Source organism: Tundrisphaera macrotermitis (assembly GCF_051175315.1).
In the GTDB taxonomy this organism is placed as follows: domain Bacteria; phylum Planctomycetota; class Planctomycetia; order Isosphaerales; family Isosphaeraceae; genus Tundrisphaera.
This window is the reverse complement of sequence record NZ_CP195100.1, coordinates 261771-286589: the sequence shown is the minus strand read 5'-3', so window position 1 is coordinate 286589 and position 24819 is coordinate 261771. Positions and strand designations below refer to the sequence as shown.

Sequence of the window (24819 nt, the reverse complement as noted above, 5' to 3'; positions counted from 1 at the left end):
CGCGGGATCACCTCGCATCGTCCCGCTCGGATTCGGTGCGATGACCGGCACTGTAATAGTCATGGAAGACATTCTCCCGTTCGAGCTGGAGCTGGAAGCCGTTGGAGATCCGCGTCATGTAGTGGTGGCGGCTCGCGTTGAGGATCACGAGCAGGGCCCCGCCCGGCCCGAAGCCCGCTTCGAGTCCCGCCACGTCCTCGTCGTCGACCGACCAGGGGGCCGTGGCCAGCTTCCTGGCGAAGGCGAAGGCCCTCCGCTCGGCCGGGGGGAAGCCCGACCAGTCGTCGCCGGCCAGGAGTTGGCTTCGTTCGGCGATCTCGGCCGGGGCGAGGCCGGCGACCTCCCAGTTCATCTCGCAATGGCCCATGCAGTAGGGGCAATCCACGGCCTGGGTCGTGACCCAGAACAGGCCTTGCGCGAAGATGCGGTCCCAGCCCGGCCCGGCCTCCTCTCCGGCCGTCCGCATGAAGGTTTCGAACGGGACCGCCAGTTCAGGGGCGTAGCCGAAACAGATCCGGTACCAGACGATGTCGCTGGGCCGGCGGAGCGGCCCCTCCGGCAGGTTCGCGGCGACGTCCTCCCAGGCCGGGACCTCCAGGCGCGTGGGCCGGCGGCGCTGGGCTTCGAGCCGCGACTGGAGCCGTTGATAGTCGGCCTCGCCCCGCCAGGCCGGCGCCTCCGCGAGCCGGGCTCGCGATGGGGCGCGGGCCGGGGGCGGCGTCGTGCGTGACGCGAAGGCGGCCGGGTCGAAGGCGACATCCAGTGGGGGCAGGGGACCGTCGGACTCGGGCGGGGCCCCGAGGGCGAGCAACAGGCGGTCCTGGAAGTTGGCGTGCGCCAGGAGGAGCACCATCGCCGCCGCCCGATTCGCCCCGAAGTCCGCGACCAGCGACGCGAATACTGCGTCGGTCACCGATGCGGAATCGATGGTCATCTTCCGGGCGAAGTCCAGGGCCCTCCGCTCCGCCTCGGCCCAACCGGGATCGCCCTCGCGATCCGCCGCCGCGAGCCTGTCCGGATCGAGGCCCGCCCGGATGGCGTCCGCGGTCGCGGCCGACTCGGCGTAGGCGCAGCGGTTCGCCCGCGCGGCGACCCGCCTCATCGCGGCCCGGAGCCCGGGGTCGAGCGGGCCCAGGGTCCGCTGGGCGTGGTCGAGTTGGAGGAGGGCCGCGGTGCTCCTCGGCAGCCTCGACGCGAGGATGCGCGCCCACGAGGGGAGCGGACGCCCGCCCCCCCGGGTCGCGGGCGGCAGGCCCCGCCAGGCTTCCTCGTCGGTCGATGGGATGAAACGCATGGGGCCTCCGATGGCTCGGGCTGGCGGATTCACTTCGGCCCTTCGTCCGGCTTGAGGTGATCCACGAAGACGTTCTCCCGCTCAAGTTGGAGTTGGAAGGCGTCGGAGACCTTGGTCATGAACTGGCAGCGGCTGGACCACCAGATCACGTCGAGCGCACGTTCGGGCCCGAAGGCGTCGCCGAGCCGGCGGATGTCGGCCTCCGAGATGTCCCAGGGGGCCCGGGTCAGCTTGCGGGCGAACGCGAACGCGATCCGTTCGGCGGGAGGGAAGCCCGACCAGTCGCCGCTCGCGAGCTTCGCGGTGCGGTCGGCGATCTGGCCGGGATCGAGCCCGGCGACCCCCAGGAGCATCTCGCAATGGCCCATGCAGTAGAAGCACCGCAGGCTCCGCGTCACGACCCAGAACAGGCTCTCCTCGAAGACGCGATCCTGCGCGGCCTCGGCCTCGAAGACGCGGAGGCAGTTGATCCACGCCGTGCCGAGCGCGGGCTGTCGGCCGCTGACCAGCAGGCTCCAGCGGATCCGGAGCTGCCGGGAGACGGGATAGATGCCCGCCGGCAGGGTCGCCCGGAATTCGTCCCAACTCGGGATGCTCACCCGGGGCTTGCGGCCCCTCTGGGCTTCGAGCCTCTCCTGGAGTTGCGGGTAGCCCATCCGCGTCCACTCGGGATCGGCCGCCTCGGGCGCGGCCGGGGCCTCCACGTCGGCCGGGGCCGGCGGGCGCGGGGCAGGGGGGATGCCGGGCTTGTCGGGACGGGCATAGCGGACGGCGACCGGGGGGACCGGGCCTCCCGGCTCGACGGCCAGGCCGAGGGCCAGGGCCATCCGGTCCAGGAAGTTGGCATAGGCGATCTGGAGCACGATGGCGACCACCTTCTCCTCGCCGTGGGCGGCGACGAGGCCCGCGACCTCGGCATCGGTCGCGGAGTCGCCCGCCAGGGTCATCCGTTCGGCGAAGTCCAGCACGGCCCGCTCGCCCTCGGGCAACGATCCGCGATCCCCCTCGATCCGCCCGATGGCATCCGGGTCGACGCCGAGGCGTCGGAGGTCGGACACGGCGTAGGCCCGACCGTATTCGGAGCGGAGGGCGCGGGCCACCGCGAGCCGGATCGCCGCCGCCAACTTCGGGTCGAGTGCCTCCGAGGTGCGATAGATCCGGTCCAGTTCGAGCGTGGCGGCCGTCGTGTAGGGCAACGACTTCGCCGTCGCCCGGGCCCAGGCGGGCAGGGGCTGGCCGCCGCCCTGAGCGGCGGGGGGGAGGCATTTCCAGGCGTCGGCGTCGTTCGAGAGCGTCACGCGAGCCTCCGGGGCGGGGCCCTGGCCCGCCGGGGCGGGCGATCCCGCCGACAGACCGGAGACGATCAGGGCAACGAGGATTGCAGAGTTCCGAGGACGTCCCCGCGGCACGGGGCGGACCGAGCACACGTACATGAGTGATCTCCCGTGGAATCCTTCATCTCTTGTCGTTCGTCGCGCGGATTCGGCACGGCCTGCCGCCCCGGGGCCGCCGATGAGGGGTTGCGCCTCTCGGGGTCGGGTCGCGCGGCCCGGCCTCGCGGGACTCCCCGGAGGATGCCGCCTTCGATCATGCCGACCCTTCAGGGCTGCGATGTCGCGTAAAGTTCCCAGGCGTCGCGCCGCTCGGGACGGATCGCCGAGCGTGATGGCCTCCGGGCCGGGGCCGAGGAACCATGCGCAGGCCATCCGTCCCCGTCGCATGGACGGATCACGGCCTCAGGACGATGCGCGACCCACGGCGACCCATCGGGGCATCGGGGTGATGGTCAGGTCTGACCCGGATCGGGGGGATGGAAGATCCCGGCGGGGCGATGGATCGGCCGAGATTCCCCTTCTTCCGCGCCGATGGAGGCCCAAACCGGGAAGAGGGTCGGCCCAGCGTCCGGGAGGCAGGCCCAGGGATCGATGGGATCGGTCGCGCCGACGGCCGGGGCCAGGGGCGGCGCCGGACGGCTCGAGCACGAAGGCCCGGAGCAGGGCTTCGGTCGGCCTGGGCCTCCGAGCGGATCGCCCTGGAATATCCCGATCTCCTGCAACCCAGGGTCGATGTCGGCCTCGACCGAGAGGGCGACGATCGGTCGATCGGGGGAAACGCACCCGGCATCGGCGGACGCGATGAGGGAGGAGGCCAGGAGCGTCAAACCCGCCCAGGCCCAGGCCCCCGTCAATCGTCCCCGATGGTGAGACGTCATCGCGCTCCGGCCGCTCCTTCGTCGGTCCCGCCTCCGCCCATGGATGGAGCGAGATTCGATCCCATTGCTCGATCGAGAGAATCGGATGCCGAAAACTAATCGAACCGACCGGCCCGAGCAAGGGGCGATCCCCCCGGGTTGGGAGGCAGGTCCGGCGGCTTTTCCCGACGACGGACCGCGAAAGCCCGAGCCTCGCGGGCCCCGTTGTCCTAGGATGGTCGCCCGGGCGGTTAACCTCGACGCGACCCGGCTTCCGGGCCGGACGATCCCACGATCGGGAGAAACTCCGATGACCATGCACCTTCTGCGGCCGGCCCTCGCCATCCTCGCCTTCGCCGCGGGCATCGCCCGGGTTGTGGACGTCCCCCACGACTCACGCGGCGGCCCGGAGCGGCCTATCCCGGCCGTCGGCCCGAACCGGTTCGCAGCGAACGACGCGGCGGGCCGACGGGCCGATGTCATCCTCGATGGTGCCCGTGGCGACCGGACGGTCCATGTCGGCTCCCTGCCGGCGGCGGTCCCGGAGAAGGGCATCCGCCAGGCCGCCGCGTTCACCCTCGTCGGCCTGAACAACGAGGAGCCGAAGGCCGCCGACGGGAAGGAGCTCCGGGTCCGCCCGACCGAAGACTTCGAACTGACGGGCGACGGATCGGCCGCCGCATGGCGTCGGGCCGACTGGGAGCCCCTGACGAGGCGCGACGCGGACGGCCTCGCATACGAGACGAGGGTGAAGGTGCTCTACTCGCCCAGGGGGCTCTACGTGCTGATGGACGCCACCGACCGGAAGATCTCGTCGACGTTCCGGGACGACTTCGCCAACCTCTGGACCGAGGACGTGTTCGAGGTCTTCCTCTGGCCAGACGAACGCGACCCGGTCTACTTCGAGTACGAGATCTCACCGCACGGCCGCGAGCTGCCGATTCTCGTCCCGAACCTGGGCGGCAAGCACCTCGGCTGGAGGCCCTGGAACTATGATGGGCCCAGGAAGACTCGCAAGGCGACCTCGGCCGTCGGCGGTGCCCTGGTGTCGGGCGGCGAGGTAGCCGGCTGGGTGGCCGAGGTCTTCATCCCCTACCAGTTGCTCAGTCCGCTGCGCAACATCCCCCCGGCCCCGGGGACGCGATGGCGGGCGAACTTCTATCGGATGGATTATGACGGGGGCCGCGCCACGGGCTGGGACTGGGCGAGGGTGGGCCCGAGCTTTCACGAATTCGCCAGATTCGGGACGCTGATCTTCGAGGGGGCTCCTTGAGCCGAGGTCATTTTCCTTGGACAACTGCGTGGGCCGGGCGTCGGACAGGTCGGGCCTCCGGGTCCCAGCCTCGTTGGCCTTCTCCTATCCGACCATTGGCGCCCGGATGGGACCGCCGGTCGGCTGTTGCCGTTCTCGCGGAGGGCCGTATCGGCGACAATGCGGCCCCCCGCTTCGAGCCCGATCTGGCGGACGCCGGCCGGGGCCTCCGGTCAGGACCGCAGCGCGATGGATCACCCCGCATGACCGCCACCATCGACGAGGCCCGCGCGACCCTGGGCCGGGTGTTCGGCTTCGCCGAGTTCCGCGAAGGGCAGGAGGCCGTCGTTTCGCGGCTGCTGGATGGCCGCTCGGTGCTGGCGATCTTCCCCACCGGCGCCGGCAAGAGCCTCTGCTATCAGCTGCCCGCCCTGCTTCTCGACGGCCTGACCGTCGTCGTCAGCCCCCTGATCGCCCTGATGAAGGATCAGGTCGACTCGCTGGTCGCACGGGGCGTCGCCGCCGCGCGGCTCGACTCCAGCCTCGACGCAACCCAGGCCGGGCAAGTCCACGCCGACCTCAGGTCCGGCCGGATCCGGATCCTCTTCATCGCCCCGGAGCGGCTGGCCAGCGAGCGGTTCGTCGCCACCCTGGCCGGGCGGCCGATCGCGCTGCTGGCCGTCGACGAGGCGCATTGCATCAGCGAGTGGGGCCACAACTTCCGCCCCGACTACCTGCGGCTGGCCCGCGTCGCGCGATCCCTGGCGGTCGGCCGGGTGCTGGCCCTGACGGCCACCGCCACCCCCGAGGTCGCCCGCTCGATCGCCGAGGCGTTCGGGATCGCCCCGGGCGACGTCGTCCGCACCGGATTCCATCGGCCCAACCTTGAGCTGCATGCCACGCCCTGCACGTCCGCCGAGCGGGACGATCTCCTGCTGCGACGCCTGGCAGCCCGCCCGCCGGGCCCGGCGATCGTCTACGTCACGCTCCAGAGGACGGCCGAGGAGCTGGCCCGCCAGCTCGCCGAGCACGGCTATGACGCCCACGCCTACCATGCGGGTCTGCCCGACGAGGCCCGGCACGCGGTGCAGGACCGGTTCATGGCCTCGACCTCGATGATCGTCGTGGCGACGATCGCCTTCGGGATGGGGATCGACAAGGCGGACATCCGCGCCGTCTATCACTACAACCTGCCCAAGGGCCCGGAGAACCACGCCCAGGAGATCGGCCGCGCCGGCCGCGACGGCCGACACGCTTTCTGCGAGCTGCTGGCCTGCCCGGAGGACGTGGTGACTCTGGAGAACTTCGCCCACGGCGATACCCCCACGCGCGAGGCGATCGGTTCGCTGCTGGCCGACGTCCTGTCCCGGGGCGACGAGTTCGAGGTCTCGATCCATGCGCTGTCCGGCGTCCACGACATCCGGCCCCTGGTCGTGGAGACGCTGCTCACCTACCTGGAACTGGAGGGGGTCGCGGAGTCGACCGGGCCGTTCTACGCCGAGGTGAAGGTCGAGCCAACCCGGCCCCTGGAGGAGATCCTCGCGCGGTTCGACGAACGGCGGGCCGAGTTCCTCCGCCGGGTGTTCGGCCAGGCAAGGAAAGGGAGCCGGTGGCTCACGCTCGACGTGCCCGCGGCGGCCACGGCCCTGGGCGAATCCCCCGCCCGGCTGCTCAAGGCGCTGGCCTACCTGGAGGAGCAGGGGGAGGTCGTCCTCCAGGCCGCGGGGCTGCGCCAGGGCTATCGTCGCGCGGCCGAGGGCCCCGGGCTCGACGTGCTGGTCGAGGCGATGTGGGCCCGTTTCCGGCAGCGAGAGGCACGCGAGGCCGAGCGGGTGCGCCGGATGCTGGCCTTCGCCCATGAGCCGGGCTGCCTGACCCGGCGGATGCTGGCCTATTTCGGCGAGGATCTGGCCGCCGATTGCGGCCACTGCGGGCCCTGCCTGGGCGCCGTGCCCCGGACGCCGATCCCTGCCCCCGCCCGGCCGTTGGGCCGGGCGGAGGGGACGCTCATCGAGGCGTTGCAAGCGCAGGCGCACCCGGCCCTGGCGACCCCCCGGCAGATGGCCCGGTTCCTCTGCGGGCTGTCCTCCCCGGCGACGAGCCGGGCGAAGCTCACCCGGGACAAGAGGTTCGGGGCGTTGTCCGACGTGCCGTTCGCTCGCGTGCTGGAGTTCCTCGCGGGCGCCGGCCACGCGGTCTGAACCGCGAGGCGTCTCGGGATTCGCCCGACCGTTCCAACCCCGATCGCTCGCGGCAGCAGACGGGCCGGGCGACCACCAGGATGGATGCAGGCGGCATTCCCGAAAGCGGATGTCGGCCCGGTGCCCGACAGGAGCAGCTCCAGGCCTCATCGCCTTGCTCACGCGATTCGAGCCGCCGCCAAGGCAAGCACGCAAGCCCGAACCCTGACGCCCTCCGATGGCCAAGACGCGGCGAACCTTCACGCCCGAGTCCATGGCCCAGGCGGCCTGGTTCATCAACGAGGGCGGCAAGGGCCTGGCCGAGGTCGCCAGGGACCACGGCCGCGGCGAGAGCAGGTCCCGGGGCGCGAGTGCAGACCCCGGCCAGGTCCGGCGAGCCACGCAACGGGCCGACGAGATGTCGCTCGCAGGCGTTGAGGTCCATGAGAGCTGACCGTCGGCCGCCCCAGAAAATCCCATTCATCCTGGTCAGATCAAAGTCATTTATGGCCAATCCAATGGATCACCCCGGGGTCAATACCCCTGGACTCGGCACGCCGGGTCGAGTTCCATGAATGCTCAATCCACATGACTCTCCGGGGGGCTCCGACGGTCACCGCGACCGCCCGGCCTCCCGGCACGGGGCGAGGCGTATCATGGCTCGGCGGATTTTGCTGGTGGACGACAGCGCGACGATGAGGCGGATGATCGGAGCCCTGCTTCTGGGCGAGGGATACGAGGTCTCCGCCGCCGTCGATGGCTTGGATGGCCTGGCCAAGGCGCGCGAGCTGGCCCCCGAGCTGATCCTCTCCGACTACGAGATGCCCGAACTGGACGGGCCGGGCTTCTGCCAGGCCCTGAAGGCCGACCCCGCACTCCGGCCGATCCCCGTCATCATGCTCACCACCCTCGGGGCGTCGGAGAGCAAGGTCGTCGGCCTCGACGCCGGGGCGGACGACTACATCGAGAAGCCGAAGGGCCCCGGGGAGGTCCAGGAGATCTTCGCGCGGATCCGGGCCCAACTCCGGATCGCCGACCTCCGCAACGAGTTGGCGGAGCGCAACAAGGAACTCGAAGCGGCCAAGGCCAAGCTCGACCTGGAATTGAAGCTGGCCCGCAAGGTCCAGCGCGGGCTGATGCCCCCGGCCCCCAAGCCCAGGGGCGTGCTCCGGATGGCCGTGCGGTATCACCCGGCGAACGAGCTGGGGGGCGATGTCTACGATATCATCCGGCTGGAGGGAAACCGCCTGGGCGTCCTGGTGGCCGACATCTCGGGGCACGGGGTCAACTCGGCGCTGCTGTCGGGGGTCGTCAAGGCGATCGCCACGCCCCTGATCTCCGCCGGGCTCGGGCCGGGGCCGGTGCTGGCGGGCCTGGACGCCGGGGTCGAGCAGTTCTTCCCCGAGGGATTCTTCTGCACCGCGTTCTATGCGATCGTCGACGAGGCGACCGGCGAGATCACCTATGGCGGGGTCGGCCACCCGCCCGGCCTGATCGTCGGTCCGAACGGATCGCGCCAGCTCGAATCCGACAACGGGCTGATCGGCGTGGGGATGGTGGAGGGACTCGAAGGCGGGACGGACCGCCTGGCGGTCGGTGAATCCCTGCTCATCTACACCGATGGCCTGCCCGACGCGATGGACCTGAAGGACGTCCCATTCAACACCGAGAGGATCCTGGATGTCCTCGGCCGGAGTGCATCCCTCGGCCCGGGCGAGATCCTCGATCGCGTCGAGCAATCGATCGCCGACCACGTCGACCCGGGCCACCCGCACGACGACATCAACCTCGTGCTGATCCAGTACCCGGGGGATTGACGACTCTCCCCCGCACGACCGTCATTTTCATGATATGTTGGATCGAGTCGAAAGGCTGCGGCGAGTTTGCCGATCATCCCGGCGACGAGGGCTGGGGCGCCTTCGGGACTCGTCGCCGAGTCATCCGGGCAAGAAGTCACCATGTCCTCCACCAGGTCCCCAAGCCCCACCTCGCCCGATCGAGAGCTTCGGCGCGAGGACCAGTCGATCAGGCAGCTCGTCGGATTCCGGCTCGACGACGCCGACTACGCCATCGCGATCACCAAGATCCGCGAGATCATCCTGATGAAGCCGATCACTCGGCTGCCCCAGGTGCCCGCGTCGATCGAGGGGCTGATCAACCTGAGGGGCACGGTCATCCCGATCGTGAACCTCCGGAAGCGGTTCGGCATGGCCCATCGGCCCTTCGACGACGAGACCCGCACGGTCGTCGTCACCGTGCATGACAGGACCATCGGCTGCATCGTCGACGAGGTGACCCAGGTGATCCGGGTCGCGGCCGATCAGGTCCAGCCGGTCCCGGTCGCGATGACCGCCCTGGCCAAGCGATACATCGCCGGCCTGGCCCGGCTCGAAGACCGGCTGGTGATCATCATCGACATCGAGAAGCTATTCGGGCCGGACGAGATCGACCTCGAACCGGCCCCGGGCCCCCACCCCATCGCGACGTCATCCCCGACGAGCCCCACAGAAAGCGGTGCGTGACCCGTGGAACCGAAGACCCCCAGCAACGGGCCCCGGCCCGCCCGCACCTCGCGCCTGCCTCGCCATCGGTTCGGTGTCGGTTCGAAGCGGTCATCGGCCACGGCGGGCCGGTTCGCGGCCCTCGAATCCCCGGCGGAGCGAGTCGCCGAATCGGCCGAGGGCAGCCCGGCGGAGAGGGGATCGGGAGGGACCGCCCGCGCGATGATCGACGCGGTCGATGCGATCGTCCGCGCCGAGACGATCGACGAGATCGTCCGATCGACGCTCGACACGATCCGCCGCGAGTTCGGCTGGTCCTACGGCTCCTACTGGACGGTCGACGCGTCGCAGAAGGCGCTGGTCTTCGCGATGGAGTCGGGGGAGGTCGACGCCGAATTCGCCCGCATCACCCGGGCGGCCCGCTTCGTCGACGGCGAGGGGCTCAACGGGCGGGCCTGGCACCGGCGCGAGCTGGTCCAGGTCGACGACATCGGCGAGCTGACGGACTGCTGCCGGGCCCCGATCGCCCGGCGATCCGGCATCCGGGCGGCGGTGTGCCTGCCCATGCTCCGCGGGGCGGAGGTCATCGGCACGATGGACTTCTTCGCCAACCGGGCGGTCGACATCACCCGCGAACAGCTCGATTCGCTCCGGGCCATCGGCCGGCTCGCGTCCGACAAGATCACGGTGCTGGGTTCCCAAATCGAGATGGTCCGCCAGGCCCAGATGCTCGACAACTCCCCGACCAGCGTGATGTTCGCCGATCGGGACCTGATGATCCGCTACATGAACCCGGCCACGATCAAGCTCCTCCGGAGGATCGAGGCCTACCTGCCGTGCAAGGCCGAGGAGATGCTCGGGCGGTCGATCGACATGTTCCATCGCAATCCCGACCACCAGCGCCAGCTCCTGTCCGACCCCAGGAACCTGCCGCACCGGGCCCTGATCCAGGTCGGCCCCGAGCAGGCCGACCTGCTGGTCAGCGCCATCATGGACGGGGCGGGCAACTACCTCGGCCCGATGCTGACCTGGGACATCGTGACCGAGAAGCTCCGGACCGAGGCCCGCGAGGCGGAGATGGCGACGGACACCGCCGCCATCAACCAGCTCCTGCTCCGCCTGGGCCAGGCCAGCACGGAGCGCGAGGTCGCCCTGTCGGCCCTGGAGGTCCTCCGGGAGTCGTTCGGCTGGGACTACGGCGCCGCGTGGGAGGTCGACCACGCCGAGAAGGCCCTGAAATTCGTCTCCGATTCGGGCTCGGTCGCCGAGGAGTTCCGCCGCGCCAACCACGGCTCGCGATTCCGCGAGGGCGAGGGGCTGCTGGGCCGGACCTGGCAGGCGCGGGAGATGACGGTGATGACCGTGCTGCCCGAATCCAACGAGAATTCCCGCGTGGTGGCGGCGCGTCGCGCGGGGCTGAACTCGGCGGTCTGCCTGCCGATCCTGGTCGACGGGCAGGTCGAGGGGGCGCTCGACTTCGTCAGCGAGAAGACGCTCCAGCTCTCCGAGCATCGGCTGGAGACCCTCAAGAGCGCCGGGCGGATGATCTCGACGCGGCTGGAGCGGGTGCGCCGCCAAGCCGAGGTCGAGGATTCCAAGCGGGACATGGAGCGCAAGGTCAACCTGCTGATGAAGGTCGCCCAGGCGGCCGCGCAGGGCGACCTGACCATCGAGGTGGAGGTGAAGGGGGCCGACGACATGGGGCGGCTCGGGATCGCCCTGGCCGAGATGACCGAGGGGCTGAAGCACGTCATCGGCCAGGTCATCGAGTCGGCCAACCAGTTCTCCGAGGGGGCCCGGGTCGTCGCCGAGAGCGCCAGCTACCTGAGCGACTCGTCGCAGAACCAGGCGGCGACCGTCGAGGAGATGTCGGCGTCGGTGGACCACCTGAGCAAGGCGATCCTGGAGATCAACCACAACGCCAGCTCGGCCCGCGAGCTGGCCGACCGCACCTCGCTGCTGGCCAAGCAGGGGGGCGAGTCGGTCGACCAGGCGATCGAGGCGATGGTCCTGATCCGCAAGTCGAGCGAGCAGGTCAGCGACATCATCCAGGTGATCAGCGAGATCGCCAGCCAGACCAACCTGCTGGCCCTGAACGCCGCGATCGAGGCCGCCCGCGCCGGCGAGCACGGGCTGGGGTTCGCGGTCGTGGCCGACGAGGTCCGCAAGCTCGCCGAGCGGTCGCGGGCCGCCGCCAAGGAGATCACCTCGCTGATCAAGGAGTCGACCCGGCGGGTCGCCGACGGCGCCCAGCTCTCCGAGAAGGCCGGGCAGTCGCTGGCGACGATCGTCCGCGGGGTCGAGGAGACCGCCGCGAGCATCGCCAAGATCGCCCGCGCCACCCAGGAGCAGTCCGAATCGGCCGCCGAGGTCGGCAAGGCGATCCAGGACGTCTCCACGATCACCGAGACCAACGCCTCCAGCTCCGAACAACTGTCCGCCTCGGCGGAGGAACTCGGGGCGCAGGCGGCCACCCTGAAGTCCGTCACCTCGGGCTTCCGGGTCTGATCCCCCGATCGGAGGAGGCGTGCGTGGCCGACGAGGAATTGACCGACCCGGAATTCGAGCGGTTCCGCGCCCTGATCTACAAGGTGGCGGGCATCCGGGTCTCCGCCTCCAAGAAATTCCTGGTCACCAACCGGCTCCGGCGCCGGCTCAAGGCCACGGGGATCCCCACCTTCGGGGCCTATTACGCCCGGCTGGTCTCTGCGCAGGCCGAATCCGAGATGCCGGCCTTCCTCGACGCGATCACGACCAACGAGACGTATTTCTATCGCGACATCCACCATTACGAGTGGCTGGGCGGGACCTTCCTGCCGGAGTTCGCGCGGATGGACCGCTCCCGGAGCAGGCGCCTGCGGATCTGGTCGGCGGCGTGCGCGACCGGCGAGGAACCCTACTCGATCGCCCTCAAGGTCGCCGCGAATCGCGCCGCCCTGGCCGGCCGGGAGGTCACCATCCTGGGGACGGACCTCAGCGGGGCGGCGTTGGAGGCGGCCCGGGCGGGCTCCTACGACGATCGGGCCGTCCATCTGGTCCCGGCCGAGGAGCGGGATCGGGCCTTCGAGCGGGACCCGATCAAGCACCGCTGGTCGCTCCGGCCGGAGATCCGCCGGATGGTCTCCTGGAAGCTCCACAACCTGCTCCGGCCGATCGTCGCCGAGCCATTCGACTGCATCTTCATCAAGAACGTGCTGATCTACTTCGACGCCGAGTCGAAGCAGGCCGTGGTCCGCAACCTGTTGGCCTCCCTGGCGAAGGGGGGCTACCTGGTGGTCGGGCCGACCGAGGGGATCTTCGGCATGCTCGGCCCCCTGGCCAAGCAGAAGACCTGGCTGTATCAGAATCCCCGATGAGCCCACGCATCCGACTTCTTCAACGAGATACCCGAGGGGGTCGTCCATGTCGGGTTTCGACCTGGCGAGCTTGCTTCCCTGCTACCTGGACGAGACCGACGAGCAGATCGCCGGCCTGGGCGCCGCCCTCCTGAAGCTCGAAGCCTCGCCGGCCGACGGCACGGCGCTCCGCGACGCATTCCGGCTGATCCACACCATCAAGGGCTCGTCGATGGTGCTGGGGTTCGCCCCGGTGAAGGACCTCACCCACCACCTGGAAGCCTACTTCGAAGGGCTCCGGTCCGGAAAACGGGCCCTGGATCGGGCCTCGCTCGACCTCTGCTTCCTCTGCCTCGACGCCCTCCGCGACTATCACAACGAGCTGCGGGCGGGCGGCGCGAGCGCGGTCGACCTGGCGGCCCTGACGGAACAGGTCCGGACGATCCCCGATCAGCCGCCGCCGCCGGCACCGCCTCCGGTGCCGGTGCCCGCAGGACTCGCGAGGACGGGGCCGCCGGGCCCGGACCTGGGGCCTCGGGCCGTCTGCCTGACGGTCCGTTTCGAGCCGAAGCTGCCCTGGCCCGACATGAAGGCCAAGCTCGTCCTGAATCGGCTGGCCGCCAAGGGCCGCGTCATCGCCACCGATCCCCCCGATGACCGCTTCGAGGAAATCGAGGACCTCCACCAATTCCAGGTCTGGATCGAGGCCGACGGCGAGGTCGCCGAGCTGCTGGCCCTGGCCGACGTGGACGGAGTCGCCGAGGTGAAGGCAGACGCCGCCGGCGCGAAGCCTGGCGTTCCGCCGTCCCCCGCCGAGCCGAATCCCCCCGCTCGGGAAGAGGCGCCCCCGCCCCCGATCCAGCCCGGCATCCCGCCAGGCGGGGCCGAGCCCGACGCGGCCCCCGCCGTCCCGCCGCCGGTCGAGATCCGGGGCAAGGTCGCCGAGACGGTGCGCGTCGACGTCGAGCGGCTGGACCAGCTCATGAACCTCGCGGGAGAGCTGGTCATCAGCAAGTCGCGATTCTTCGAGATCGCGCGGGGGCTCGACGACATCTTCCGCGACTCCAATGCCCACCTCCTCGCCGCCGACACGCTCGACCGGCTCGACGGGATCGCGCGGGGGCTGGAAGGGCAGGAGGGCGTCGAGGCCGCCGGCCACGGGTCGATCGGCCGGTGGGCCGCGCAGGTGCGCCGTCTCCGCGAGAATTTCCGGTCGATCGAGGCGGAACTCGACCTGATCCGCCAGGGCCGTGAGCGGCTCGGGGCGATGTCCGAGGCGATCGATCACCTGTCGCGCGTGTCCGACGGCATCCAGCGCGGGGTGCTGGAAACGCGCATGGTCCCCATCGGCCCCCTGTTCGACCGATTCCATCGCGTGATCCGCGACCTCAAGCAATCGTCGGACAAGGAGGTGGTCCTCCGGACCGAGGGGGAGAAGACCGAGCTGGACAAGCGGATGATCGACGAGCTGGGCGACCCGCTCGTGCACCTGATCCGCAACGCGGTCGACCACGGCCTGGAGCCGCCGGAGGCCCGCGAGGCGGCCGGCAAGCCCCGGGTCGGCACCGTCTCGCTGGCCGCCTCGCACCGCGGCAACAGCGTGGTCATCACCGTGGGCGACGACGGCCGGGGGATCGACCGCGAGAAGGTCCGCCGCAAGGCCGTGTCCAAGGGGCTGATCGGCGAGGAAGAGTCGCTCCGGCTCACCGACCGCCAGGTCGTCCAGTTCATCTTCCATCCCGGGCTGAGCACGGCCGAGGCCGTCACCGACATCTCGGGCCGGGGCGTGGGGATGGACATCGTCAAGAGCCGGATCGAGGCCCTGAACGGGACCGTCGACGCCCGCCCCGAGCCCGGGCGGGGGACGGTCTTCACGATCCGCCTGCCGCTCACGCTCGCCATCATGTCGGTGCTCCTGGCCCGCGTCGGCGAGGAGGTCTATGCCATCCCGCTCGACCATCTCGACGAGATCGTCGAGGTCGAGGCCGGGCAGGTCTACCGGGTCCACGGGCGGCGCGCGATCGACATCCGGGGCCGGATCACCTCCCTGGTGACCCTGGGCGATGCCTTCCGCCAGGATGGGCTGAGGCGGACGGGCGACGAGGAAGAGGCCAACGACGAGAAATACACCGTGGTCGTCGTCTCCAACGGCGAATCGACCATCGGCCTGATCGTCGACGAGCTGCTCGGGATGCAGGAGGCGGTCCTCAAATCGCTGGCCCGCAACTTCCGGCCCGTCCACGGGCTCTCGGGGGCGAGCATCCTGGGGGACGGCAGCGTCTGCCTGATCCTGGACATCGATGCCCTGATCAACATGGCCACCGCCGAGGCCAGCCATCCCGGCGCAACGCCCAGGCCGGCCCTCCGGCGGGAAGGATGATCGGCCCATGAGCGTCCTCGACGACGGCAGCCGCCATCGCCTCCGGGAAATCTTCGAGCGCGGCGCCGAGCAGGCCTCGGCCGTGCTCTCGCGCTGGCTGGGCCGCCCCGCGACCCTCCGCACCAGCGACGTGGACGAAGTCGACCTCGCCGAGGCCACCGAACTCCTCGGGCCGCCCGACGGCCTGGTCGTCGCCTGCTCGATGGAGCTGGCCGGGCGGATCTCTGGCCACCTGCTGCTCGTCTTCGGGGATCGGTCGGGGCTCGCCCTGGCCGACATGCTGCTCGGCCAGCCCGCCGGCACGGCGAATTCCTGGGGCGAACTCGAACGTTCGGCCGCCAACGAGACGGCCAACGTCGTCGGATGCGCCTACCTGAACTCGCTCGCCGCCCACCTCCCCCGCTCCGACAACGATCCGGACGGCGTCGACGCGGCCATCCAGCCCTCGCCCCCGAGTTTCCGCCACGAGTTCGCCGGCAGCCTCCTCGAATTCGCCCTGATGGATCAGGCCCTCGAACTCGACCGGCTGCTCCTGGTCAAGACCCGGTTCGAGTCCGACGATCGGGACCTCGACTGGTCGCTCCTGCTGGTGCCGAGCCGGGGCTCCCTGGATTGGCTGGCCCGAGTCATGTCGGCGGATTGACCTGAAGAACGCCCGGAACATGCCCGTATCCCGAAATCCCGCCGCGAGGTCGGCGGGGATCAGCCCATCCCGGTCGATGCGAGAGGCCGCCCCTTGATGAAGACCGAGCCCCCCGAAATCGTGTCGGTGACGATCGGCCGGTGGGGCGTCAGCACCGCGCCGGGGCTGATCCGGACGCTGCTGGGCTCGTGCGCCGGGGTGATCCTCCACGATCGGGCGGCCCGCCTCGGGGGCGTGGCCCACATCGTCCTGCCCGATTCGCGAGGGGCGACCGACCAGCCGGGGAAGTTCGCCGACACGGCGATCCCGGGCCTGATCGCCGACCTGGAGCGGCTGCTCGGGCGGAGGTCGCGAGGACGCCTGGCCGCGAAGGTCGTGGGAGGCGCGAGCATGTTCCAGACCGGCCCGGCGCTGAACATCGGGCGGATGAATCAGGACGCGGTCGAGACGATCCTTTCCGACCTGGGGATCCCGGTCCTCGCCCGGGATGTGGGCGGCGGGGCCGGCCGGCGGCTGACGCTCGACGTCGCGACCGGGATCGTCACGATCCGGGTTCCCGGCGGCGAGGATTATGTGATTTAATGAACCCGCCCGGCCGACCGACCGGCGTGGCGCGGGCCTCGGGGGAGCGATCATGGGGCGTTTGCTGGTCGTCGACGACGCGATGCTGATGCGGCGGATGATCCGGGACGTGGCCGTCGCGGCCGGCTGGGAAGTCGTGGGCGAGGCGAAGGACGGCCGGGAAGGGGTCGACCTCTTCGACCAACTCCGCCCCGACCTCGTCACCATGGACGTCGTGATGCCCGAGATGGGCGGGTTGGAGGCCCTCCGGCTGATCCGAGGAATCGACCCCGAAGCCCGCGTCGTGATGGTCACCGCGCTCGACCAGAAGCGGACCATCGAAGACGCGATCCGGGACGGGGCCCTCGATTTCATCGTCAAGCCGTTCGACCGCGATCGCCTCGCCAGCCTGCTCGGCAAGGTCGGCCATCTGGCGGCCCTGAAGCACGCGGGAACCCAACCCTGACGACCGGGATGATCCCCGGGCCTCGGCCCACCCACGATCCGGGAGCCCGTCCGTGATCAGATCAGAGCCGGTCCGAGTCCTGATCGTGGACGACTCGGCGCTGATGCGCAAGCTCCTGGGCGACATCCTCCGGGGCAGCCCGGAGATCGAGGTCGTCGGCTCCGCCCGCGACGGGCAGGAGGCGATCGACCTCGCCCGGAAGCTCCGGCCCGACGTCGTCACGCTCGACGTCGAGATGCCCGGCATGTCGGGCCTGGAGACGTTGCCGGCCCTGTTCGCGGTCCACGAGGCTCCCGTGGTGATGGTCAGCGCCCTGACCCAGGAAGGGGCCGCGGTCACGCTGGAGGCGCTGGAGCTGGGCGCCTTCGACTTCCTGCCCAAGCCCACCCACCACCAGATGGCCGAATTGAAGGCGCTGGGCGACGTGCTGGTCGGCAAGGTACTCGCCGCGGCCCAGAGCCGGGTCCGCAGGGCACGAGTCCCCATCCCGGCGACCACTGCGCGGCCCCCTTCGCACCACGAACTCCCCGCCTCCGCCCCGCCTCCGGCCCCTTCGTCTTCGGCGACCGGCATCGTCGTGATCGGGATCTCGACGGGCGGCCCGCAGGCGCTCGGGCAGGCGTTCCTCGGGCTTGCCCCGCCGATCCCGCCCGTCCTGGTCGTGCAGCATATGCCGGCCGGTTTCACCCAGGTCTTCGCCGATCGGCTCGCCCGCCACTGCGGGCTGGTGGTCAAGGAGGCCGAGGAAGGGGATCGTGTCGTCCCCGACCAGATCCTGATCGCGCCCGGGGGGCGGCACATGACCCTGATCGGCCGGCCCCCGCGCACCCGGGTCGCCCTGTCCGATGGCCCGCCCGTCAGCGGCCACAAGCCATCGGTCGACTCCCTCTTCCAGTCGGCGGCGAAGGCGTTCGGCCCGGCCGCCGTCGGGATCATCATGACCGGGATGGGGCGCGACGGCGTCGACGGCTGCAAGAAGATCCTGGCCGAAGGGGGGATGACTTTCGGCCAGGATGAGGCCACCTCGGTCGTCTACGGCATGAATAAGGCGGCCATCCTCGAAGGCGCAGTGCGGCGTCAATTCGCCCTGGAAGAATTGCCGGACATCCTGGCCAGGCTCGCAAAGAAGGGCCCACCCGCCCCCAATCGATGAGACGAAAGGCCCGATGGTCGCATCAGGCCGCGTCGGCACCGGCCCGCCTTTGCGTACGCTCCGCCGTGTTTCCCTCGCGTGCCAGGGTCCCGATGGAAACGCCAATCCCGGCCCTGATGGGGCCATGCCGATCCGGAAGCCGCCGCAGCCGACCTGGCGGTGGACCGTCATCCCGCGGCGTTCGAGGGCCCGGGAGGCCTCGCGCTCGAACGGCGAGTCGAAGTCGCGGTCGCCATCCTGGGTGATCTCGGAGCGGAGCGACTCGACGCACCCCTCGGCGAAGTCGAGGTAGGACCGCGGCAGCCAGGCGCCGAGGGCCGGAGCCCCGACCACGTCGATGGCCGATTCCCGCATCGAGCTGACCACCGTCGTCGCCGACCGGGCCCGGATGATGGCGACGTTCGGCCGCCGCCCGCCGCCGTCGCGGTTGAGCGGTCCGAAACGCATAGCGACCCGTCCATTCTCGTCGGGCCCGTAGCCCACGCTCGGGAAGATCGCGTCGCGCTCATCCCCCTGGACGTTCGAGCGCCGATGCGGTGGGCCGCCCGGTCCTCCGGCGGGATCCCGAGGCGGAGTTGGCACGATGGGGCGGACGGATCAGCCGTCCTGAAGACCTTCCCGCGACCCGAAGCACCGTCTCTTTCCGGGGCGTTCGCCGACCGCGTGGAAATCCGGGGAGAATCTCATTTTCGGTCTGCCGCCCCGGCTCGGCGTGCCCCGGCGGGGAAGCCCGCCGATCCTCCGGACGTCTCTGTACGCATGTTGACAATCGGGCGTTCCTCCGCTTCAATCACGGCCGACAGGAGTCGCTGCCGACGGCCGGGGGTAGGCCGGCCAGGCGTGAGCGAGCCGACGCCATCCCCGGGCGTCGCAGCCCTGGCGAGCATCGTCGGCTCCGGGCGATCCTGCCGGCGGAAGGCCGGGGAATCGGGCGATCCTCACGGGATCGGGCGTTCGGCCGCGGTGGGAGCCCGATCGATGATCGCCGGCACATCGACCCATGGCGAGGAGGATGGCATGGCGGCCGAAGCACCGAAGTCCCGCAGGGGCGAGAACGTCGACTCCTCCAGCCGGCACCCGGCGGACGGCCACGACCTGATCCGCGTGCAGGGTGCCCGGGAGAACAACCTCAAGGACGTCAGCGTCGCGATCCCCAAGCGGCGGCTGACGGTGTTCACCGGCGTGTCGGGGTCGGGCAAGTCGTCGCTGGTCTTCGGCACGATCGCCGCCGAGTCGCAGCGGTTGATCAACGAGACCTACAGCGCCTTCGTGCAGGGGTTCATGCCGACCCTGGCCCGGCCCGAGGTCGACGTCATGGACGGCCTGACGACGGCGATCATCGTCGACCAGGAGCGGATGGGCTCCAACTCCCGCTCGACGGTCGGCACGGCGACCGACGCCGGCGCGATGCTGCGGGTGCTGTTCAGCCGCCTCGGCGAGCCCCGCATCGGCCCGTCCAACGCCTTCTCCTTCAACGTCCCGTCGGTCCGCGCATCCGGCAAGATCACGGTCGAGAAGGCGGGCGGCGAGACGACCGAGGCCCGCACCTTCGAGGTCAACGGCGGCATGTGCCCGCGCTGCGAGGGCATGGGCTCGGTCAGCGACATCGACCTGACGCAACTCTTCGACGATCGGAAGTCGCTCAACCAGGGCGCGCTGACCATCCCCAGCTACACCGTCGACGGCTGGCTGGTGCGGATCTTCTCGGCCTCGGGCTTCCTCGACCCCGACAAGCCGATCCGGGACTACACCGAGAAAGAGCGGCAGGACTTCCTGCACAAGGAGCCGACCAAGGTGAAGTTCGAGAGCATGAACCTCACCTACGAGGGGCTGATCCCCAAGGTCCAGAAGTCGTTCCTGTCCAAGGACGTCGACGCGATGCAGCCGCACATCCGCGCGTTCGTCGAGCGGGCGGTCGCCTTCGCCCCCTGCCCGGAGTGCGGGGGGACCCGGCTCGGCGAGGCCGCCCGCTCCTCCCGGATCCGTGGGATCAACATCGCCGAGGCCTCCGCGATGCAGATCAGCGACCTGGCCGAATGGGTGCGCGGCCTCGATGAGCCATCCGTCGCGCCGCTGCTGGCCACGCTCCGGGAGACGCTCGACTCGTTCGCGGAGATCGGGCTGGGCTACCTCAGCCTCGACCGGCCGTCCGGCACGCTGTCGGGAGGTGAGGCCCAGCGCACCAAGATGATCCGCCACCTCGGGTCGTCGCTCACCGACGTGACCTACGTCTTCGACGAGCCGACGGTCGGGCTCCACCCCCACGACATCGGGCGGATGAACGACCTGCTGTTGAGGCTGCGGGACAAGGGCAACACCGTCCTGGTGGTCGAGCACAAGCCGGAGGTGATCGCCATCGCCGACCACGTCGTCGACCTCGGCCCCGGCGCCGGCACCGCCGGCGGGGAGGTGGTCTTCGAGGGCACCGTCGACGGGCTGCGGGCCTGCGGCTCGCTCACCGGGCGCCACCTGAACGACCGGGCCTCCTTGAAGCCGTCGGTGCGGACGCCGTCGGGCGTGATGGAAGTGCGGGGCGCCCGCGCCCACAACCTGCAGGGCGTCGACGTCGACATCCCGCTCGGCGTGCTGGTGGCGGTGACCGGCGTGGCCGGGTCGGGCAAGAGTTCGCTGATCCGCGGCTCGGTGTGCGGCCGGGCCGGAGTGGTGTCGGTCGATCAGGCCCCGATCCGGGGATCGAGGCGGAGCAACCCGGCGACGTACACCGACCTGCTGGAGCCGATTCGCAAGGCGTTCGCCAAGGCGAATGGCGTGAAGCCGGCCCTGTTCAGCGCCAACTCCGAGGGGGCATGCCCGGCCTGCAAGGGGGCCGGGGTGATCTACACCGACCTGGCGATGATGGCCGGCGTCGCCACGGTGTGCGAGGAATGCGAGGGCCGCCGGTTCCAGGCGACGGTCCTGGGCCACGGGCTCGGTGGGCTCAACATCGCCGAGGTGCTCGACCTGCCGGTGGAGCAGGCGCTCGACTTCTTCGCCGCAGGCGAGGCGCGGACGCCGGCCGCGCACGCGATCCTCGCACGCCTGGCCGACGTGGGGCTGGGCTACTTACGGCTCGGCCAGCCGCTCCCCACGCTGTCGGGAGGCGAGCGGCAACGGCTCAAGCTCGCGACCCACATGGGCGCCGACGGCGGCGTCTACGTGCTCGACGAGCCGACCACCGGGCTGCACCTGGCCGACGTCGGGCAACTGCTCGGCCTGCTGGACCGGCTGGTCGACTCGGGCAAGTCGGTCATCGTGATCGAGCACCACCAGGCGGTGATGGCGCACGCCGACTGGATCATCGACCTCGGGCCGGGCGCGGGCCACGACGGCGGCCGGGTCGTGTTCCAGGGGACACCCGCCGACCTGGTGGCGGCGGGGTCGACGCTGACCGGCGAGCACCTGGCGGCCTACGTCGGCGGCCGTCCGGGGGATGGCAAGGAAGGATCTCGGAGGACACGTTGATGGACATGACCGCGTACATTCTCCTGTTCCGCGGCGTCGGCGGGGCCACCCAGCTCCCGACCGCCCCGCTCCGCGAGGCCCTGGCGGGGGCGGGCTTCGAGGCCGTCGCCACCTACATCAACAGCGGCAATGCCGTCCTCCGCACCGCCCTCACCCGGGAGGAGGTGATCGCGTCGGTCGCGGAGATCTGCGCCGACGGGTTCGGCTTCACCAAGGCGATCCATGCCCGGACGCTGGCCGAGTGGGAGGCCCTGATCGCGAACAACCCGTTCCCAGGGTTCGAGGCGGGCAAGCACCTGCATGCCGCCGTCCTGGCGGGCGACCCCGCCCCGGGGGCGATCGAGGGGCTTCGGACGCACGCGGTCTCTGGGGAGTCGATCGAGGTCGTGGGGAGGGTCGCCTACCTGCATACGCCGGGCGGGTTCGGGACCTCGAAGCTGGCGGAGAAGTTCGACAGGGGGATCGGCGTGGCCAACACCGCCCGCAACTGGAACACCGTGCTCAAGCTGCAAGAACTGGCCAGGAAGGCCGCCGGGTGAGGGGCCTCGGAGATGCAGTTCGTCATCCTGCCGACGGGCCCGGCCTGCTCGAAGTCTGCCGGCCAATCCCGCCGGAGGGCTCAGCCCCGGCCCGCGGGCCCTCGACCCGGCATGCGATATCCGCAGGCGATGCGGCCGGATCGCCCGCACCCTTGCCTCGCCGATCCGGCATCGGATGCCATGAAGCCATCCCGCCAAGGGGCGACAGGCCATGATGCCCCCATTTCATCGCGGCCGGGACCGGGCATCATCGGCCTTTCGCCTTCATGCCAAGGTTGCGCCACGTGACGATGATCCCCACGGTTGGAACCTGCTGGCATGACAGTCTCGATATCCCCCGGCGGGGCTCACCGATACGAACCTTCTCGCGATGGGCTTCCTTCAGCGTCATGGTCGCAAGTCGATCCGTCGTCATGGCGAGGGCCCCAACCGTTGCGGTCACCCCAACGGTTGCCATGCGGCATCATGACGCTCGCAGCACCATCCGTCGTGCTCGGAGACTGGTGTCCGTCGACGGCCGAGACCGGACGAACCGAGGCGCCGTGAAGGGCGGCCCATCAACCGAACTTGCGGCCACCAAGGTAGCTTCCCCGATCATCATGGGCATGACATCGGGCCGGACAGTCAGTTGCCATCGGCCGACCCCTCGGGCCCGGGCTCGAACAGGCCCACCTTCGCGACGCGAGCGGGCCCGTCCCCGGTCCCCCCACTCCGGGGGCCATCTCCTGGCCGATGGGCTTCGTCTGTGCTCGCCCCTTCCGGGGTGCCGCCCCGGACGCCTTGCCCCGCCCCGGGCGCCCGATGATAGGGGGACGGGCGCGAGCAGCCGCCGGACCGTCGCCAGCGCCGCGATCGCCGCGGTGTAGCCGCGCAGGGCCTGGGCCTGCCGCCTCAAGGCCCGTCCGGCCCAGCACCTCGCGGAGCCTCGGCATGGCCTCCGACTCGCCGCCTGCGACGGCCGCCATCGCCGCCCGGACCTCATCCCATTCGGGGCTCCCGGGCCCCCCCGCGGTCTCTGGTCCTGTCACGTCGTCGCCTCCATGCCCCGCGGCTCACACGGCGATCTCCGGCGGCCTTCAGGGTCAGATCGCAGGCCGCGTCGAGGGCGGCCACCAGTCGGAGGATCGAGGCCGCGTTGACGAGCGCCCCGCCCCTCTGGGCCAGCATCCGGGGGATCTCGATCCGCATGCCGAGCCAGATGCCATGGAGATTGGCGGCCATCACGCGGTCCGAGGCCTCCTCGGCGTGCTCCCGGGTCGGCCCGCCGGGGCCCTCGACGCTGGCGTTGGTGAAGGCGTAGTCGATCCGCGCAAGGCGTCGACGACCCGCCCGATCAACCCCTCGACCCCATACGCGATGGTCATGCCGGCCGGCACGAATCGGATCGCCCCACCGGCCCCGGCGGCCAGGCTCGCAGCCGCCTCGCCCCCGTCGCAGTCGAGACCGGATGACGACCTGGGCCTCGACCGCGCGAGGCCAGCGATGGGGTCCGGCCGATACCCGAGTTGGCCCCGGAAATCCGGGCCTCATTCCATGGAGTGGCCCGCGATCGCTGAACCGGCCCCGTCCCGCCCGCTCGGCCATGGCCTTGCCTCGCGGCGGGGGGGAGGAGTCGGTGCCGGCGGCGAGCGGGCGGGCCGGTCACGCACGGCCTCGGAGCATGCCGTGCCAGTACATCGCGGGCAGGCCGTACTTCTTCAGCAGGTACATGCTCCGGCGTTCCTTCGCCTGGTCGAACGGGAACGTCTCGGCGGGCTCCCGATCGTAGTCGAATTCGGCCAGCACCAGCTTGCCGTAGCCGGTCACGAGCGGGCAGGACGTGTATCCGTCGTACCTCGCCGCCGGCGGCCCGCCCGCCATGGAGGCGATGAGATTCGCCACCACCACGGGGGCCTGCTTGCGGATGGCCGCGCCGGTCTTCGATGTGGGGAGCCCGGCGGCATCCCCCAGCCCGAAGACGTTCGGGTGGCGGGCGTGCCGTAAGGTGTGCCGGTCCACGTCCACCCACCCGGCGGCGTCGGCCAGCGGGCTTTTCTTGATGAAATCGGGGGCGCTCATCGGCGGCGTGACGTGGATCATGTCGTAGGGCAGCGTCACCTCGTCGCCCGTCCCCGTCCGCCGGAAGACGGCCTGCTTCTCGCCGGGCCGGACGGCGACCAGGTCGTGCCCGAACAGCGTCTCGATCCCTTTGCGGGCGACGACCTTCTCCAGCGTCCGGGCGTACTTCTCGACCGGGAAGATCGACCCAAGCGCCGAGGCGAATACCACCCTCGACCCGTGACGCATGCCCGACCTGCGGAAGTGGTCGTCGGCCAGGTACATGATCTTCTGGGGGGCTCCTCCGCACTTCACCGGCGTGCCGGGGTTGGTGAACAGGGCCGTGCCGCCCCGGAATTCGCGCAGGCACTGCCAGGTGGACTCGACGGTGCGATAGTCGTAGTTGCTGCAGATCCCGCCGGTGCCGAGATGCCCCTCCAGGCCCTCGATCTTGCCCCAGTCGAGCTGGATGCCCGGCGCCACGACCAGGTGATCGTAGCCGATTTCGCGGCCCTCGCGGGTCGTGACGAGGTTTCGATCCGGGTGGAACTCGTCCACCGCATCCCGCACCCAGGTCGCCCCGGGCGGGATGAAGTCGGCCTCGTTGCGCTCGCTGGCCTGCCTGGGGAAGACCCCGCCCCCGACCAGCGTCCAGAGCGGCTGGTAGTAGTGCTTGTCGGACGGCTCGATGATGGCGATCTCGGGCCGCCTGAGCTTGCGGGCCAGGCGTGCGGCGACGGTGATCCCCGCCGTGCCGCCCCCGACGATGACGATCTTGTGGTGCGATTGCCCGGCCATGAACCCCATCTCCTCACCCTGTAGACA

18 protein-coding genes are annotated in these 24819 nt (G+C 70.6%); 14 read left to right on the top strand and 4 right to left on the bottom strand.

The annotated features are described in order from the left end of the window. Nucleotides 1-7 precede the first annotated feature (7 nt). Both TA3x_RS01170 and TA3x_RS01165 read right to left on the bottom strand, forming a co-directional pair. Nucleotides 8-1294: a carboxymuconolactone decarboxylase family protein gene (locus TA3x_RS01170; RefSeq protein WP_435018279.1), complete on the bottom strand. Its 1287-nt coding sequence runs from the start codon at nt 1292-1294 to the stop codon at nt 8-10. Nucleotides 1295-1323: 29 nt separating this feature from the next. After that, nucleotides 1324-2592, bottom strand: coding sequence for a carboxymuconolactone decarboxylase family protein (locus TA3x_RS01165; protein ID WP_435018278.1), 1269 nt, complete (start codon nt 2590-2592; stop codon nt 1324-1326). Between the two features lie 1203 nt (nt 2593-3795). On the opposite strand from TA3x_RS01165, the gene TA3x_RS01160 reads away from it, so the two are divergent. The 14 genes from TA3x_RS01160 (at nt 3796) to TA3x_RS01095 (ending at nt 21957) form a co-directional block, all read left to right on the top strand. Further along, on the top strand, nt 3796-4758 hold the full coding sequence (locus TA3x_RS01160) for a carbohydrate-binding family 9-like protein (protein ID WP_435018277.1): 963 nt from the start codon (nt 3796-3798) through the stop codon (nt 4756-4758). A 242-nt stretch (nt 4759-5000) separates the two neighbouring features. Continuing rightward, nucleotides 5001-6938, top strand: coding sequence for a RecQ family ATP-dependent DNA helicase (locus TA3x_RS01155; RefSeq protein ID WP_435018276.1), 1938 nt, complete (start codon nt 5001-5003; stop codon nt 6936-6938). Between the two features lie 217 nt (nt 6939-7155). Beyond that, the gene (locus tag TA3x_RS01150; RefSeq protein ID WP_435018275.1) at nt 7156-7371 is read left to right on the top strand and encodes a hypothetical protein; all 216 of its coding nucleotides are present in this window, start codon (nt 7156-7158) and stop codon (nt 7369-7371) included. Between the two features lie 202 nt (nt 7372-7573). Continuing rightward, on the top strand, nt 7574-8734 hold the full coding sequence (locus tag TA3x_RS01145) for a PP2C family protein-serine/threonine phosphatase (protein WP_435018274.1): 1161 nt from the start codon (nt 7574-7576) through the stop codon (nt 8732-8734). Between the two features lie 141 nt (nt 8735-8875). After that, nucleotides 8876-9439, top strand: a complete 564-nt coding sequence (locus TA3x_RS01140) for a chemotaxis protein CheW (protein WP_435018273.1) — start codon at nt 8876-8878, stop codon at nt 9437-9439. Between the two features lie 201 nt (nt 9440-9640). Beyond that, nucleotides 9641-11926, top strand: coding sequence for a methyl-accepting chemotaxis protein (locus TA3x_RS01135; RefSeq protein WP_435018272.1), 2286 nt, complete (start codon nt 9641-9643; stop codon nt 11924-11926). 23 nt (nt 11927-11949) lie between these two features. Next, a complete protein-coding gene (locus TA3x_RS01130; RefSeq protein ID WP_435018271.1) occupies nt 11950-12774 on the top strand; it encodes a CheR family methyltransferase in 825 nt (274 codons plus the stop codon). Between the two features lie 46 nt (nt 12775-12820). Continuing rightward, nucleotides 12821-15133, top strand: coding sequence for a chemotaxis protein CheA (locus tag TA3x_RS01125; protein WP_435018270.1), 2313 nt, complete (start codon nt 12821-12823; stop codon nt 15131-15133). Between the two features lie 7 nt (nt 15134-15140). Beyond that, on the top strand, nt 15141-15776 hold the full coding sequence (locus tag TA3x_RS01120; protein ID WP_435018269.1) for a chemotaxis protein CheC: 636 nt from the start codon (nt 15141-15143) through the stop codon (nt 15774-15776). 96 nt (nt 15777-15872) lie between these two features. After that, entirely contained in the window at nt 15873-16358 is a 486-nt protein-coding gene (locus tag TA3x_RS01115) for a chemotaxis protein CheD (RefSeq protein WP_435018268.1), read from the top strand. A gap of 52 nt (nt 16359-16410) precedes the next feature. Then, complete coding sequence (locus TA3x_RS01110) at nt 16411-16803, top strand: response regulator (RefSeq protein ID WP_435018267.1); 393 nt, start codon at nt 16411-16413, stop codon at nt 16801-16803. 52 nt (nt 16804-16855) lie between these two features. Further along, entirely contained in the window at nt 16856-17956 is a 1101-nt protein-coding gene (locus TA3x_RS01105) for a protein-glutamate methylesterase/protein-glutamine glutaminase (RefSeq protein WP_435018266.1), read from the top strand. A gap of 1017 nt (nt 17957-18973) precedes the next feature. Further along, on the top strand, nt 18974-21418 hold the full coding sequence (locus TA3x_RS01100; RefSeq protein ID WP_435018265.1) for an ATP-binding cassette domain-containing protein: 2445 nt from the start codon (nt 18974-18976) through the stop codon (nt 21416-21418). Then, a complete protein-coding gene (locus tag TA3x_RS01095; protein WP_435018264.1) occupies nt 21418-21957 on the top strand; it encodes a DUF1697 domain-containing protein in 540 nt (179 codons plus the stop codon). Before TA3x_RS01100 ends, TA3x_RS01095 begins: the two co-directional genes overlap by 1 nt. Nucleotides 21958-22935: 978 nt before the next feature. Here TA3x_RS01095 and TA3x_RS01090 read toward each other — a convergent pair. Both TA3x_RS01090 and TA3x_RS01085 read right to left on the bottom strand, forming a co-directional pair. Further along, nucleotides 22936-23487: an SDR family NAD(P)-dependent oxidoreductase gene (locus TA3x_RS01090; RefSeq protein ID WP_435018263.1), complete on the bottom strand. Its 552-nt coding sequence runs from the start codon at nt 23485-23487 to the stop codon at nt 22936-22938. A 111-nt stretch (nt 23488-23598) separates the two neighbouring features. Then, nucleotides 23599-24792 carry an FAD-dependent oxidoreductase gene (locus tag TA3x_RS01085; protein ID WP_435018262.1) on the bottom strand — a complete coding sequence of 398 codons (1194 nt, stop codon included), beginning with the start codon at nt 24790-24792 and terminating at the stop codon, nt 23599-23601. Between the last annotated feature and the right edge of the window lie 27 nt (nt 24793-24819).